The 13,776-nt window shown below is 68.5% G+C and carries 17 protein-coding genes; all 17 read right to left on the bottom strand.

The window, feature by feature from the left end:
• Positions 1–257: 257 nt before the first annotated feature.
• The 17 genes from NB3_RS00345 to folE all read right to left on the bottom strand — a co-directional run bounded on the left by NB3_RS00345 (position 258) and on the right by folE (position 13,641).
• On the bottom strand, positions 258–1,154 hold the full coding sequence (locus tag NB3_RS00345; protein WP_157111403.1) for an esterase/lipase family protein: 897 nt from the start codon (positions 1,152–1,154) through the stop codon (positions 258–260).
• A 133-nt stretch (positions 1,155–1,287) separates the two neighbouring features.
• A complete protein-coding gene (locus tag NB3_RS00340; RefSeq protein WP_067794863.1) occupies positions 1,288–1,878 on the bottom strand; it encodes an anthrone oxygenase family protein in 591 nt (196 codons plus the stop codon).
• A gap of 126 nt (positions 1,879–2,004) precedes the next feature.
• Positions 2,005–2,628 (bottom strand): FHA domain-containing protein, encoded by a 624-nt coding sequence (locus NB3_RS00335; protein ID WP_039794674.1) that lies wholly within the window; start codon positions 2,626–2,628, stop codon positions 2,005–2,007.
• Between the two features lie 205 nt (positions 2,629–2,833).
• The gene (locus tag NB3_RS00330) at positions 2,834–3,193 is read right to left on the bottom strand and encodes a histone-like nucleoid-structuring protein Lsr2 (protein ID WP_039794672.1); all 360 of its coding nucleotides are present in this window, start codon (positions 3,191–3,193) and stop codon (positions 2,834–2,836) included.
• A gap of 115 nt (positions 3,194–3,308) precedes the next feature.
• Positions 3,309–4,808: a lysine--tRNA ligase gene (gene lysS, locus NB3_RS00325; protein ID WP_067794642.1), complete on the bottom strand. Its 1,500-nt coding sequence runs from the start codon at positions 4,806–4,808 to the stop codon at positions 3,309–3,311.
• A 261-nt stretch (positions 4,809–5,069) separates the two neighbouring features.
• Positions 5,070–5,492, bottom strand: coding sequence for a rhodanese-like domain-containing protein (locus NB3_RS00320; protein WP_067794860.1), 423 nt, complete (start codon positions 5,490–5,492; stop codon positions 5,070–5,072).
• 8 nt (positions 5,493–5,500) lie between these two features.
• Positions 5,501–6,097, bottom strand: coding sequence for a cysteine dioxygenase (locus NB3_RS00315; RefSeq protein ID WP_084485501.1), 597 nt, complete (start codon positions 6,095–6,097; stop codon positions 5,501–5,503).
• A 180-nt stretch (positions 6,098–6,277) separates the two neighbouring features.
• The gene (locus NB3_RS00310; RefSeq protein ID WP_067794635.1) at positions 6,278–7,075 is read right to left on the bottom strand and encodes a type III pantothenate kinase; all 798 of its coding nucleotides are present in this window, start codon (positions 7,073–7,075) and stop codon (positions 6,278–6,280) included.
• 17 nt (positions 7,076–7,092) lie between these two features.
• Complete coding sequence (panD, locus tag NB3_RS00305; RefSeq protein ID WP_067794633.1) at positions 7,093–7,512, bottom strand: aspartate 1-decarboxylase; 420 nt, start codon at positions 7,510–7,512, stop codon at positions 7,093–7,095.
• A 13-nt stretch (positions 7,513–7,525) separates the two neighbouring features.
• The gene (gene panC / locus NB3_RS00300) at positions 7,526–8,503 is read right to left on the bottom strand and encodes a pantoate--beta-alanine ligase (RefSeq protein WP_067794630.1); all 978 of its coding nucleotides are present in this window, start codon (positions 8,501–8,503) and stop codon (positions 7,526–7,528) included.
• On the bottom strand, positions 8,503–9,432 hold the full coding sequence (locus NB3_RS00295; RefSeq protein WP_067794627.1) for a Rossmann-like and DUF2520 domain-containing protein: 930 nt from the start codon (positions 9,430–9,432) through the stop codon (positions 8,503–8,505). The genes panC and NB3_RS00295 overlap by 1 nt, the downstream gene beginning before the upstream one ends.
• 155 nt (positions 9,433–9,587) lie before the next feature.
• A complete protein-coding gene (locus tag NB3_RS00290) occupies positions 9,588–10,529 on the bottom strand; it encodes a DUF6779 domain-containing protein (RefSeq protein WP_067794624.1) in 942 nt (313 codons plus the stop codon).
• 69 nt (positions 10,530–10,598) lie between these two features.
• On the bottom strand, positions 10,599–11,069 hold the full coding sequence (locus NB3_RS00285; protein ID WP_067794857.1) for a DUF3180 domain-containing protein: 471 nt from the start codon (positions 11,067–11,069) through the stop codon (positions 10,599–10,601).
• Positions 11,070–11,071: 2 nt separating this feature from the next.
• A complete protein-coding gene (gene folK / locus NB3_RS00280; RefSeq protein ID WP_067794621.1) occupies positions 11,072–11,608 on the bottom strand; it encodes a 2-amino-4-hydroxy-6-hydroxymethyldihydropteridine diphosphokinase in 537 nt (178 codons plus the stop codon).
• Positions 11,609–11,666: 58 nt separating this feature from the next.
• Positions 11,667–12,104 (bottom strand): dihydroneopterin aldolase, encoded by a 438-nt coding sequence (gene folB / locus NB3_RS00275; protein WP_084485499.1) that lies wholly within the window; start codon positions 12,102–12,104, stop codon positions 11,667–11,669.
• On the bottom strand, positions 12,104–12,958 hold the full coding sequence (gene folP, locus NB3_RS00270) for a dihydropteroate synthase (protein WP_067794850.1): 855 nt from the start codon (positions 12,956–12,958) through the stop codon (positions 12,104–12,106). Before folP ends, folB begins: the two co-directional genes overlap by 1 nt.
• A gap of 71 nt (positions 12,959–13,029) precedes the next feature.
• Entirely contained in the window at positions 13,030–13,641 is a 612-nt protein-coding gene (gene folE / locus NB3_RS00265) for a GTP cyclohydrolase I FolE (RefSeq protein WP_244891720.1), read from the bottom strand.
• Between the last annotated feature and the right edge of the window lie 135 nt (positions 13,642–13,776).

Below are 13,776 nucleotides of genomic sequence, written 5' to 3'. Positions count from 1 at the left end.
AACAGACGCCGCAGTGTGCTGTGTACAACAACCGTGGGCGTCAGCCTGCCATGAAGCCCGGGGGTTGCGGCCCCCGCCTCCACTCTAGTTGGCGGGGGATGCCACCGCCGCCGGTCCACCCTATTGCCGACCGGCGACAGCACGGTCATTCACTCATAACGTGGGCGTCGCGGGATTCGTTTCCGGCCGGGTTTTGCCCTCAGCGAACAAACCGTCCGCCGACCGGATCAGCGCCGCACACGTACGACCTCGGCCGCCTACCCCGTGTACGGGTCGACGAAACCGCAGGGCACCGGGCGTTGATGAGCGGGATCGAGCGCGTTGAGCACGTAGGTCGCGGCCCTCTTGCTGCCCGCGATGCCCGTATGCCCAGAGTAGTCCGTCGCGCAGCCGTCCTGAACCACGATGTTGGTCACATGGGGGCCGGTCACCAAGCCGGAGGTGTACGGAACCACCAGCTCGTCGAGCACGGTCGCGATATTGGTGTAGGTCACGTCGGGGTGGTAGACGCCGTCCGCGTTGAGCGCGCGCACGAACTCCGACCCTTGCAGCACCTGGCGGCAGGCGTTGCACGGCGATCCGGCCACCGCGTCGAACAGCGGGCCGAGGCCGAGGCGCGTGCCGAACGCGTTGAGGTCGGCCATGCCGTACGCGTTGGAGCCCTCCCACGGCGGGGCAAGGCCGACCATCTTGTCCACCTTGCCCGCGCCCGCGAGCCGCTTGACGAAGTAGTTGCCGATGAAGTTGCCCTGGGAGTGGCTGATCAGATCGACCTTCCGCGCGCCGGTCGCGGCGCGCACCCGCTCCACGAAACCGGCCAGCTGAGCCGCGCTCTGCTCGATCGGGAGCATGCCGCCGACGGCCGACGCGGGCCACGGCAGGTTGTAGGCGCCGAACGTGGCCGCGTACACGCAGTAGCCCTCGTTGGCCAGCAACGGCGCGTACACGCCCCAATTCGTCTGCGCGCCACCACCGGTGCCGTGCACGAGAACCACCGGGTTCGGATGCTCGGCGCTGGGCCTGCAGGACCAGTCGTTGGTGCCGGGCAGCGAGCCGCCCGGGTTGGCGAGTTCGGCGGGTATGCCCGCGAAGAAGTTGAACTCGACCGGATATCGGTCCTGCGCGTGCGCCGCACCCGCGGGGGCGCACACCATGGCGAGCAGAACGATGAGCAACGAAAAGCCTGGGACACGCCGCACGATAGCCTCCCGGTCCGGTCTCGTCTGCGGGGAAGCTACCGCACGGAGTGGACCGCACGGCGCAGATTCCGGCGGGTCGTTGCGGAAACTAGCTCTGACCGAGGGCCGACGCGCCGGAGGGCTGCGACGACGGGTACCGGTCCGCGATCGCCTGGCCGGGCGCCCCCGAGGCCGAGGCCTTCCCTTGCTGGACGCCTGCGACGAACAGCGCACCGCACAGCGCCAGGAACGCCAGCGTGTGGCAGGCGCCGCGCACGATGTTCCAACGCACCCAGGCCGATTCGAAATCGGCGCGCACCGCGGCCGGATCGGCGAGCGACGCCGGGTCGCCCGCGGCGGCCAATTGGTCGTTGAGCGGGACGTTCAGCCCGGAGGTCACCGCGAAGGCGATCACGTTGAGAACGAGCGCGACGCCGATCCAGATCAGCGTGCTCCGGTGCTCGCGGCCCAGGTGCACCGCCGCGGCCAGGACGGTGAACCCGACCGTGCCGAGGAAGCCGACCATGAACCAGGGATTGATGATCACGACGTTGATCTTCTGCATCACATCGATCATCGCGCGATCGTCGGTTCGGGCCAGCGCGGGCATCACCGAGTTGGCGTACGCGTAGAAAAGGCCTGCGATCAGGCCCGTCGCCAATGTGGCGAGCACCAGCGCGGCGAGACGTGTCGCGGTCATGACTTCCTCCTGCTCGGAAACCCGCCGGAGTCGTTCCGGCTGCATACTCCGAGTCAAGCCGTCGCCGCCGCGACTCTCCATGGTCGAGAAGCTCGACCAGATGAGCGAGCGTCTACGGTGGAGGCCTCACAGATCCCGATCGGAAATGAGCCCACTCTGCATGGCCAGTCCAGCCAGCCGCACCCGCTTCTGGTTCTGCGGCAGATCCTCCACCCCGAACTTGGCGAACAACGCGCGCAGATGGGTCTTGATGGCGTCGACGCTGAGGAACAACTCCTCGGCGATCTGCTGATTGGAGGCCGGAGTGGCGAAACCGGCGCCGTGCTTGTACGGGCGGCACAGCGCGATCAGGACCGAGCGCTGCGTCTCGGTGAGCGACCGCGCGGTGGGTATCGAGCCGGTGGAGGTGCGGGTGATGTCGTCGGAGACGCCGCCGAAGTCGTGAAAGGACACCCGCGAGGTGCCGACCCGGATGACGTCGCCCGCCATGAGTCTGCGGCGGCCGACCAGCCGGTCCCCGTTGACGAACGTGCCGTTGCGGGAGAGGCCGTCGTCCACGATGGTCCAGTGCGCGCCCAGGTATTCGACCGCCGCGTGTAGCCGGGAGACCTCGGCGTCCCAGCTCAGGGCGAGATCGGCATGCGGGGAGCGGCCGATGGTGACGCGGCCGCGGTCGGGCGTGAGCGTGAACTCCTGTTGCCGACCGGCGTCATCGGTGAACCGCAAGAATGATCCGACGAATCCTGTCACTGCGCCGATACCTCACCTCTCCATACCGCCAGTGACCATCGCACGTTTCCATCGTGCCGCGTCGGGGTACCGCGAGCAAGATCGATTCCTCCGCCGTGACGGGCCACCGTGCCATCCGGTCTCGCTGCTATATCGAAGCCCTATCACAAACAAGACCGCCGCCCCGACGTCGCACGATTCGCCGGGACGGCGGCCGGAAAAAGAACTATCCCTTCGCGGCCTTGTTGTACGCGTCGGTGATGTCGGCGGAGATGCGGCCACGCGCGGACACCTTGTGTCCATTACGACGCGCCCACTCACGAATTGCGGCGCTTTGTTCCCGATCGATCGAGACCCGGCTCTTCGGAGTGCCCGTGGCAGCCGCGGCGGCCTTGACCCGGCGCCGGCCGCTGACCCGGCGCGCATTCGAAACCCACTCCTCCAAACCGTCGCGCAGCTTCGCCGCATTTGCCGACGACAGGTCGATCTCGTACGACACACCGTCGATCGCAAACTCGATGGTCTCGTCTGCGATGGACTCACCGTCGACATCGTCGATCAGGCTAACGGTGACCTTCTTTGCCATGAGATGAACGTCCTCTCGAAATCGTGCGACCCGCATACTAGGCCGATTACCCGAGGCAAGAATACCTCGAATTCCGGAAATTCCAAGACGGAGCCGCTGCTTTGCAATCCAGTGGTCACCTGGTGACCGGACGCACAATTGGGAACAGTATCGTTTCTCGGATTCCCAAACCCGTGAGGGCCATCAACAACCGATCGATTCCCATACCGGTTCCGGTCGTCGGCGGCATGCCGTGCTCCATCGCGGCGAGGAAGTCCTCGTCCAGCACCATCGCCTCGTCGTCGCCCTGCGCGGCCAGCCGAGCCTGGTCGACGAACCGCTCGCGCTGGATCACCGGGTCGACCAACTCCGAATAGCCCGTGGCCAACTCGAAGCCGCGCACATAGAGGTCCCACTTCTCCGTGACGCCGGCGGTGCTGCGATGCTGCCTGGTCAACGGGGATGTCTCCACCGGGAAGTCGCGCACGAAAGTCGGTGCGTACAGCTTGTCGCCATACTGATGTTCCCAGAGTTCCTCGACGAGTTTCCCGTGGCCGTAGCCCTTGCCCTCCGGAATTTCCAGACCGACCCGATCCGCGAGCGCGCGCAATTCGTCGACCGACGTTTCCGGGGTGACCTGCACACCCAGCGCGTCCGACAGCGAAGGATACATCTCGACGGTGGCCCACTCGCCGCGCAGATCGTATTCGGTGCCGTCGGCCAGGGTCACCACCTGCGTGCCGAACGCCTCCTGCGCCACTTCCTGCACCAATTCCCGGATCATCACCGCCGAGTCGTCATAGGTGCCGTAGGCCTGGTAGGTCTCCAGCATCGCGAACTCGGGGGAATGCGTGGAGTCCGCGCCCTCGTTCCGGAAGTTGCGGTTGATCTCGAAGACCCGCTCCAGGCCGCCGACCACACAGCGCTTGAGGAACAACTCGGGCGCGATGCGCAGGTAGAGGTCCATGTCGAGGGCATTGGAATGGGTGACGAACGGCCGGGCCGCCGCGCCGCCGTGCAGCGTCTGCAGCATCGGCGTCTCCACCTCGAGGAAGCCCCTGCGCTCGAGCGCGGCGCGCAGCGCGCGCACCACGGCGATGCGGGTACGGGCCATCTCCCTGGCCTCAGGGCGCACGATCAGGTCGACATAGCGCTGCCGGACCCGCGACTCCTCGTTCATCTCCTTGTGCGCCACCGGCAGCGGCCGCAGGGCCTTCGCCGCCATGAACCAGGAATCGGCCATCACGCTCAGTTCCCCGGTTCGCGAGGAGATGACCTCACCGTGCACGAAAACGAAGTCACCGAGATCGACGTCCGTCTTCCAGGCGGCCAGCGCGTCCGCGCCGACCCCGTTCAGACTGATCATCGCCTGCAGCTTGGTGCCGTCGCCTTCCTGCAGTGTCGCGAAACACAACTTGCCGGTATTACGCAGGAATATGACGCGTCCGGCGACGCCGACCTCTTGACCGGTGGCGGTGTCGGCCGCCAGGTCCGGATATGCGGCCCGAATTTCCGCCAGGGTATGCGTGCGCGGCACGACGACGGGATACGCCTCGCCACCGGCCGCGAGCAGCCGCTCCCGCTTCTCCCGGCGAATCCGTATCTGCTCCGGGGCATCGTCGGCGGCCGGCGCCACGGCGGGCCGCGAATCCGATGTCGATGCGCTGGAAGATGCAGAGTTCGGGGTGCTCACATCGAACAACCCTAGCGTGCACCGGAAATCGTTTTGCGCGCCGCCCGGACTCCGACCCGGAGTAACGAAACGGTATCGACGCGGGGCCGCGCCCGAGCGGCCGGAGCCGACCTCCCGGAGACGCGAAATAGCCGGTGCGCATCACAGTGTGTGCGAAAACACCTGCGCGACCGGCTATTTCGAGATGGAAGTGTTGACGGGTAATTACAGCGAGGCGAGCGCCTCGGCCTCACGCACGAAGTGCGGCGCCCCGACGGCGACGTTCAACAGCCCGGCGGCCTTCAACGCCTGGTAACCGCCCACCAGATCGGTCGCCCGGTGCAGCCCGAGTTGTTGCAGCGCGGCGGCGGCCAGGCTGGAGGTATAGCCCTCGGAGCAGACGACGATCCATTCCACGTCGTGATCGGAGGCCAGCGCCAAGCGGGCCGAACTGGTGGGGTCGAGCCGCCATTCCAGGACATTGCGCTCGATCACCAAGGCGCCGGGCAAGGTGCCCTCCCGGCCGCGTTGCGCCTGGGGCCGGATATCCACCAGAATGGCGCCGCGCTCGATGGCTTCCGGCAATTCGAAGGCGTAGATCCGGTCCAGTTGGGCCCGTGCGTTCTCGAGCATCTGATCGATGGTCAAACGGGTCATCACATGTCACCTTCGGGCTGGTCGGTGAGGACGGTTCGAGTGCGCCGCAGGGTGCCGTGGCCGGTCACCTCGTAATACGACATGGCGGTGAGCGGCGGGGAATAAGCGTGCACGCTGAGCGTGGGATCGGGCGGGCCCGCGGATTCCACGACGCCAGGCGCCCGCATCACGTCGTGCACCCAGCCGATCGGGAAGGACGCCTGATCACCCGCCGTGAGCGTGCGGCGACGCAATTCCGTTCCGTTCCAACGGTATTCGGTCAGCGCGCCGCTGAGCACGGTGAGCGCGCCGAGCGACCCGGCATGGTCGTGCAGCTCGGTCGACTTGCCCGGCGTCCAGCTGATCAGCCAGACGTCGACCTCGTCGTCGGAGAGCAGTCTGGTCGCCCAGCGCTCGTCCTGCGGCCATATCCCACCAGCGGGAAGGAGATGGTCATAGCGTCCGGCCAGCACATCCTCGGCGCCTTCGTCGGTCAGCCGCAGCAGATCGGCCGGGCGCAACCGGGTGGGCAGGGCGGGGGCCACCGAGCGTTCCACCGGCGGGGTAGCCGACAGCGCGGTACGCGCGGAAGAAAGGGAAAGGACAGAAGAACGCATGAGCGAATCTCCAGGAGGAAGGTAACGGTCGAGGGCGGGAAGTCAGCCTCGATCGGTCGAGGCGCGTCAGCCTCGACAACACTCCTGGGTGCTCACGTGGAAAGTCACGAGATGGAGTTTAACAGCATGCGACGCGGTGCCGACAAGTCCCGGCCTGCGACAAATCCAACACCGCGCATATCAGACATTTCCCTTGCGCCGCTGGTTGCGTTCGTATACGAGCCGCAGGCCGGTCAACGTGAGATGCGGGTCGTGGTCGTCGATGGTTTCCGATTCGGGGACGATCAGCGGTGCGGTCGCGCCGGTCGCGACCACCGCGACATCGTCGCCCGCGAAGGCGTCGAACTCGTCGCGAATCCGATCGATCAGGCCGTCCACCAGTCCGGCGAAACCGAATACCGCGCCGGACTGCATGCATTCCATGCTGTTCTTCCCCAGCACCGACCGCGGCCTGGTCAACTCCGCCCGCCGCAGCGCGCTGCGCTCTACCAGGGCTTCCGTGGAGATCTCCACCCCGGGCGCGATGATCCCGCCCAGGAACTCGCCCTTCTTCGACACCAGATCGACACAGATCGCCGTGCCGAAATCGACGACGATCGCCGGCCCGGAATACCGCTGGTAGGCGGCCAGGCAATTGACGATGCGGTCGGCGCCGACTTCTTTCGGATTGTCCACCAGCAGCGGAATCCCCGTGCGCACACCGGGTTCCACCAACACGTGCGGAACATGACCCCAGTATTGGCCCAGCATGCCGCGCAGTTCACGCAGTACGGGCGGCACCGTGGAAAGCGCCGAGACGCCGATCACCTCGTCCAGTTGCGCGCCGACCAGCCCGCGCACCTGCATGGCGAATTCGTCGGCGGTCAGCAACGGATTGGTGTGGATCCGCCAGTGGCGCACGAGTTTCGAATGCTCTCCGGAACCGGAGAACAAGCCGAGTTCGATACTCGTATTGCGGACATCGATGGTCAGCAACATGTCCGGCTCGCCGCCGCTCAGACGAACGACAGCGAACGTGGCGAGGTCAGGCCGGAGCCCTCCGGCGCGTGCGCCGGGTCGGAGCCGAGCTCGACCGGGCGGTTGCGCTCGTCGACGAACACGACCTTGGGGTCGTATTCCGCGATTTCCTGCTCGTTCATCTGGCCGTAGGCGATCAGGATGACGAGATCGCCCGGGTGCACCAGGTGGGCCGCGGCGCCGTTGATCCCGATCACTCCCGAACCCCGCTCACCGGCGATGACGTAGGTCTCCAGGCGGGCGCCGTTGTCGATGTCGACGATGCAGACCTGCTCGCCTTCCAGCAGATCGGCGGCGTCGAGCAGATCCTGGTCCACGGTGACCGAGCCGACGTAGTGCAAGTCGGCGTGCGTCACGGTGGCACGGTGGATCTTCGACTTCATCATGGTGCGCAGCATTGCGTCGGCCTTTCTAGTTCGCGGGAGGAAGCGGGGCGGGATCGGACACCGCCGGTACGGGTCGGGAGTCCACGGCGGGCCGCGAACCGGAGACGTTGGGATGGCCGTCGATCGGAGCGCCGAGCGTGACGGCGATGTTGTCGATGAGTCTGGTCGCGCCGACCCTGGCCGCGATCAGCAGCCGGGCGTTGCCGGTGGCCGGGGCGGGGCCGAGGGTGGCCGAGCGCAGCTCCAGGTAGTCGACGTCCACACCGGTCGCGGCGTCGAGCACCTGGCGGGCGGCGGCGAGCACCGCATCCCCGCCGAGGCCGCCCGCGTGCTTGCCCGCCGACAACGCGGCGGACAAGGCGAGCGCCGATTCGCGCTGCGCCGGGTCGAGATAGCGGTTGCGCGAGGACATGGCCAGGCCGTCGGACTCGCGGACCGTGACCACCGGGGTGATCTTCACATCGAAATTCAGGTCGCGGACCATCTGCCGGATCAAGGTGAGCTGCTGGTAGTCCTTCTCGCCGAAGAACGCCTCGGTCGGCCGCGCGATCTGCAGCAGTTTGGCCACCACGGTCAGCATGCCCGCGAAATGAGTCGGGCGGCTGGCCCCTTCCAGCTCCGCGCCGAGCGGGCCGGGATGCACCGTGGTGCGCGGGCCGTCCGGATACATGTCCGACACGCTGGGCGCGAACACCAGCTCGACACCCTCCGCCCGCAGCAGCTCGACGTCGGCGTCCAGCGTGCGCGGGTACTTGTCCAGATCCTCGTTCGCCCCGAACTGCAGCGGGTTGACGAAGATCGACACGATGACCACCTGATTGGTCCGCTTGGCCAACCGCACGATCTCCAAATGCCCCTCGTGCAACGCGCCCATGGTCGGCACCAGCGCGACGGTACGGCCGACACCGCGCAGCGCGGCGGACACCGCGCCGAGCACGGCGGGATCGTGGTGCACGGTCAGCGCACCGGGCCGGTACGCGCCGCGCAATTTCGGGTCGAACATCAGCGTCCTTCCAGCAGTTCGATGACGGCGGGGGCGGTGCCCGCGCGTTCCGCGGTGCGCAGCGACAGCGCGCGATACGCCTCGGCCAGCCGGGCATCGACCGACGCCAGCGCGGCCAGATGCGCCGCCACCGCGTCCGCGTCACCTCGGGCGACCGGGCCGGTCAGCGCGGACTGGCCGCGGCGCAGCGCGTTGTCCAGCGCCGCCGACGCCAAGGGCGCGAGCAGACGCTCGGCCAGGCCGTTGGGCTGCTCGTCGACCAGCTGCTGTCCCATCAGGCCGGGGCCCGCCAGGGCGGCGCGCAACGCGGCCACCGCGTCGACGATCACCGTGACCAGGTGATTGCTGCCGTGCGCGAGCGCGGCGTGATACAGCGGCCGGTTCTCCTCCCTGACCCGGACCGGCTCACCACCCATCTCGATCACCAGCGACTGCGCGATGGCATAGCCGACCTCGTCGGCGGCGGTGATGCCGAAGCACGCGTTGCCGAGCCGGGCCACGTCCTCGTCGTGTCCGGTGAAGGTCATGGCCGGGTGGATGGCCAGCGCGAGCGCACCGGCCTCGGCCAGCGGCGCGAGCACGCCGACGCCGTTCGCGCCGGAGGTGTGGGCGACGATGGTGCCAGGCCGGACCACTCCGGCACCGGCCAGGCCACGAACCAGGCCGGGAAGCTCGGCGTCGGGCACGGCCAGCACCAGCAGCTCGCTGCGGGCGGCCACCTGTTCGATCGGCAGGATCTCCGAATCGGGCAGCCGGGTCCTGGCACGGCGCACCGACGCGTCGGAGATCGCGCAGACGCCGAACACGACGTGTCCGGCGCGCTCGAGTGCCACGCCCAATGCCGAGCCCACGCGTCCCGCCGAGACGATTCCCACCGTCAGGCGTGCGGGCGCGGGGTCGTAGCCCGAATCAGCGTTGTCGGAATTCACGCTTCTCGAGGTCAACGTTGTCCTCTCGATGTCGTTCCAGTCCCGCCATGCGGGTACCGGACGGTACGCCAAGAGGATATCCAGAGCCGCTTCGCCGCCGCCACGGGGTGTGCGCGTGATCTAGACCGCAGTGCCAGGACCGGGCTCGGCCGGGATCACCGGCGTTCGCGCTCCTCGGATTGCAGGTTGGCCATGATCTCCGCGACCGACAGACGGCGCGCGGACGTCTGGTCGTCGCTCTCGGCCCGCCTGCGCCTGCGCGCGCTCGGCGTGCCCATCGGCGTCGAGGCTGGCCGGGGGGCCGGTTCCGGCGTCGGCCGCGCGGCGGGCTGGGTCGGCGGCTCGTCCGATGGCGGCTCGTCCACGGTCTCGGTGAAGGCGTCGGCCCAGCCGCGCGGCTCGGCGTACCGTGCCGGCTGCGCATCGGGCTGCTCGGCGTCGTCGTCGACCGAGACGATCGCGGTCTCCGCGGTGACCGGATCGTCGAACGGACTGGCGAAGACCGGCGGCTCGGGATGATCGGGCTCGAAGATCGGCGTCATACTGCTGCGCGGTTGCTGGTCGGCGAACAGCGACCACATCCCGGCATTCGCGGAGCTATTGTTCCCCGATTCCCCGCCCGAGCTGGTCAGCTCCTGGATCCTGGTCGCGTCGGCGCGCAACGCGGGGCGATCCATCGGCAGATCGCCGTCGAACAGCCGCTGCAGGCTCTGCCGCAGCACGGTCAGCTCCGCTCGCAAGGCCGCGAGTTCGGCCGCGTCGGCGCCCACTTCCTCGCGTACCCGCGCCTCCACGCCGAGCTCGTACTCGCGGCGCGCGGTGACCTCCCGCTCCAGCTGCAACTCGTAGACGGTCTGCAGATCGCGGACCTTCGCCTTGTCGATCGTCGCCTCTTTGCGGTACTTCGTCGCAGCCAGAGCCCCGATCGCCGCGGCCCACAGGGCCGCGACCAGACCTACCCGTACGAACTCGACGCTATTGCTGAAGATCAGGAAAATACTGGCAACCAGACCGAGCACGATCAGGACGCCGACGAAGAATTTTCCCGCGTCGTCCCGCCGTCCACGGGAAGTGCTGCTACGGGAGGGTGAAACCATGCCAGCCAGGGTAGCCAATTGCTCGAGCCACGCCCAGATTCGGTTTTGTGATTCCGTTCGTCAAGCTAGCTATGTAGTTGCCGCATCGTCGGTGGGATCCTCCGGCGCCCGGCAGCAATACTCCAGCCAGAGGGCCGCAGCAACCAAAGCGACACCCGCCAGCATCCCGACGATCGCGCCTGGACTGTCGGCCGCGGCCGCGCGCAGCGTGCCGCGCTGCGGGAAGACCCAGCACAGGAAGCCGAGCCAGATACCGGCGGCGATCGAGCCGACCTGCGCCGACGCCTTGGCCAGCGCGACGGCGCGGGCCGCGGTGATCGGATGCAGCTGGTGGCGTCCGTCGCCGATCTGATGATCGTTGACGCGCGCCCGGATGACGAAGGCGAGCACCGCCTCGATCGCGGCCACCGGATACAGCGAGGCGCCCGCGAAGACCGAGATCGGCGGAAAGCTGTCATAGGCCGCCCTGGTGGCGATCCACGCGACGATCGCGGCGATCAGCACGTTCGCCACGAGGTCGAGAATGCGAGTCGGCTTCAGTTTCACGACACCGCGCCCGTCAGCGAGAACTCGGTGCGCCGCACCCCGGCGCGCTCGGCCGGGTCGAGCCGGGCGAGCAGATCCGCGACGGCGTGCGGTACGCCGTCGACCTCCAGCACCGCGTCCGGCGCGATGTCCAGCCACGGCACCAGCACGAAGGCACGCCGATGCGCCTGCGGGTGCGGCAGGATCAGATCCGGGTCGGCGCTGCGGCAGGCGACCGGCCGCCCGTCGCGCAGTTCGGCGCACCACACCACGTCCACGTCGAGAGTGCGGGCGCCCCAACGCAGTTCGCGAACCCGCCCCGCGGCCTGCTCCAGTTCCTGGCCGCGACGCAGCCAGTCGGCGCAGCCGAAGGCCGGATCCTCCACGAGCACAGCGGCATTGAGATAGTCCCCCTGCGGCACGCCACCCCAGGGCGGGGTGGAATACACGGCGGAGACCGCCAGCACGCGATGGCCGAACCCGTCCAAGACGCTGCGCAGATGCGCGAGCCGGTCACCCAGATTCGAGCCGATGGACAGCACGGCACGGGTCATCGGCGCGCCTCCGCGACGCCCGGCACGGCGAAAAGGCCCGCGCCGCGGTTGTGCTCGCTCATTCGGCGGGCTCCCCCCGGTGACGCGCGGTGATCACCCGCACATCGGCGAACGTGTGCGGGATCGGCGCGGACGGCTTGTGCAACACCACCTCGACCGACCTGATCCGCGGATCGGTCATCACGTCGTCGGCGATCTCCGACACCACCGTCTCGATGAGATCGCGCGGCGGCCCCTGGACGATGCGCACCGCCCGCTCGGCCAGCGCGCCGTAGTCCACGGTGGCCGCCAGATCGTCGGACGCCGCGGCCGCGGCGAAGTCCAGCCATACCGTCAGGTCGACCAGGAACTCCTGGCCGTCGCGGCGCTCGTGCTCGAACACGCCGTGGTGCCCGTAGGCGCGCAGGCCGCGCAACTCGATGCGGTCGCCGCCGCGCCGGAGCGCCGAATCACGCGGCGGTACATCGTCTTCGGCGTCGACCGGGGACCGGCTCATCATTGAGCTCCTTGCGCACTGGATCGGGCGGTGTCGTGCTGTGCGGCGCGCTGCCGTGCGGCATTCTGCCACGCGTCGGTGACCGCGATGGCGTCCAGCGAGGCGCGCACGTCGTGCACCCGCACCCCCCACGCGCCGTGCAAGGCGGCCAGCGCCGAGATGGTCGCCGTGGCCGTCTCCCGGCCGTCCGGTGGACGCAGACCCGCCTCGTCGGCGAGCAGCGAACCGAGAAACCGCTTGCGGGAGGCGCCGATCAGGACCGGAAGCCCGCGCGCGACCAATTCCGGCAGCGCGCCGAGCAGTGCCCAGTTGTGCTCGGCGTTCTTCGCGAAGCCGAGGCCGGGGTCGAGGATCAGCCGCGACGGCTCGACGCCCGCGGCGACGGCAGAGTCCACCTGCGCGTCCAACTCGGCGACCACCTCCGCGACCACGTCGTCGTAGTGGTCGGCCGGTCCGGTGTGCCGGTAGTCGGCGCCCGCCCGCCAGTGCATGAGGATCCACGGAACGCGGGCGGCGGCGACCACATGCACCATGTCGGCGTCGGCACGGCCGCCGGAGACGTCGTTGACCACCGAAACCCCGGCTTCGATCGCCGCTTCGGCGACGGCGGCGCGCATGGTGTCCACGCTGGTCGGCACGCCCGCCGCGACCAGACCGCGGATGACCGGCGTCACCCGCGCGGTCTCGGTCGCCGCGTCGATGCGAACCGCGCCGGGCCTGGTCGACTCGCCGCCGACGTCGATGATGTCCGCGCCGGCGGCGTGCAGCCGGACACCGTGCGCCACGGCCAGTTCGGGGTCGAGGTATCGCCCGCCGTCGGAGAACGAATCGCTGGTGACGTTCACCACGCCCATCACCACACAGGAGCGCCCGTCGCGGGCGCCGAGGCTGTCGACGCGCCTCGGTTCGGACACCGGGGGCCCGCTCACTTCCGCAGGATCAGATCGAGCGCCTCGGCGCGCGAGGCGGCGTTGGACTGCAACAGTCCGCGCACCGCGGAGGTGGTAGTGCTCGCGCCAGGCTTGCGGATCCCGCGCATCGCCATGCACAGGTGCTCGGCCTCGACCACGACGATCGCGCCGCGCGGGTCCAGCTTCCGCATGATGGCGTCGGCGATCTGGCTGGTCAGCCGCTCCTGCACCTGCGGGCGCTTGGCGTAGAGGTCGACCAGGCGGGCGAGTTTGGACAGGCCGGTGACCCGGCCGTGCGGGCCGGGGATGTAACCCACATGGGCGACCCCGTGGAAGGACACCAAGTGGTGCTCACACGTGGAGTACATCGGGATGTCCCTGACCAGAACCAGTTCCTGGTGCCCCTCGTCGAACGTGGTGTTGAGCACCGAATCCGGTTCCACGTAGAGCCCGGCGAACGTCTCCCGGTAGGCGCGCGCGACCCGGGCGGGCGTCTCGAGCAGTCCTGGCCGGTCCGGGTCCTCGCCGACGGCGATCAGCAATTCCCGCACCGCCGCTTCGGCTCGCGCCTGATCGAACGATCTGCCCGTTTCCAGTGCCACAAGGCCCGGCTCCGGCACGCCGATGTCGACACCGTCGTGTTCCGCTTCGGCGAGGGTGTGACCACCGCCATGCTCGTTGGCCGACAATCGAGGACACCTCCAAACTCCCCGGGCGCCCGCAATCTCTCGGCACCCCAGATGGTCGAGCCTAATCGTCAC

This window comes from Nocardia beijingensis NBRC 16342 (assembly GCF_001612785.1).
Taxonomy (GTDB): domain Bacteria; phylum Actinomycetota; class Actinomycetes; order Mycobacteriales; family Mycobacteriaceae; genus Nocardia; species Nocardia beijingensis.
This window is presented reverse-complemented; position numbering and strand designations above follow the sequence as displayed.

What these genes read in the sequence shown, in the direction of transcription:
- NB3_RS00345 (WP_157111403.1), bottom strand. Translation starts at nt 1,154, where the DNA reads ATGGTGTGCGCCCCCGCGGGTGCGGCGCACGCGCAGGACCGATATCCG.
- NB3_RS00340 (WP_067794863.1), bottom strand. Translation starts at nt 1,878, where the DNA reads ATGACCGCGACACGTCTCGCCGCGCTGGTGCTCGCCACATTGGCGACG.
- NB3_RS00330 (WP_039794672.1), bottom strand. Translation starts at nt 3,193, where the DNA reads ATGGCAAAGAAGGTCACCGTTAGCCTGATCGACGATGTCGACGGTGAG.
- NB3_RS00315 (WP_084485501.1), bottom strand. Translation starts at nt 6,097, where the DNA reads ATGCGTTCTTCTGTCCTTTCCCTTTCTTCCGCGCGTACCGCGCTGTCG.
- NB3_RS00310 (WP_067794635.1), bottom strand. Translation starts at nt 7,075, where the DNA reads ATGTTGCTGACCATCGATGTCCGCAATACGAGTATCGAACTCGGCTTG.
- panD (WP_067794633.1), bottom strand. Translation starts at nt 7,512, where the DNA reads ATGCTGCGCACCATGATGAAGTCGAAGATCCACCGTGCCACCGTGACG.
- panC (WP_067794630.1), bottom strand. Translation starts at nt 8,503, where the DNA reads ATGTTCGACCCGAAATTGCGCGGCGCGTACCGGCCCGGTGCGCTGACC.
- NB3_RS00290 (WP_067794624.1), bottom strand. Translation starts at nt 10,529, where the DNA reads ATGGTTTCACCCTCCCGTAGCAGCACTTCCCGTGGACGGCGGGACGAC.
- folK (WP_067794621.1), bottom strand. Translation starts at nt 11,608, where the DNA reads ATGACCCGTGCCGTGCTGTCCATCGGCTCGAATCTGGGTGACCGGCTC.
- folB (WP_084485499.1), bottom strand. Translation starts at nt 12,104, where the DNA reads ATGAGCCGGTCCCCGGTCGACGCCGAAGACGATGTACCGCCGCGTGAT.
- folP (WP_067794850.1), bottom strand. Translation starts at nt 12,958, where the DNA reads ATGGGCGTGGTGAACGTCACCAGCGATTCGTTCTCCGACGGCGGGCGA.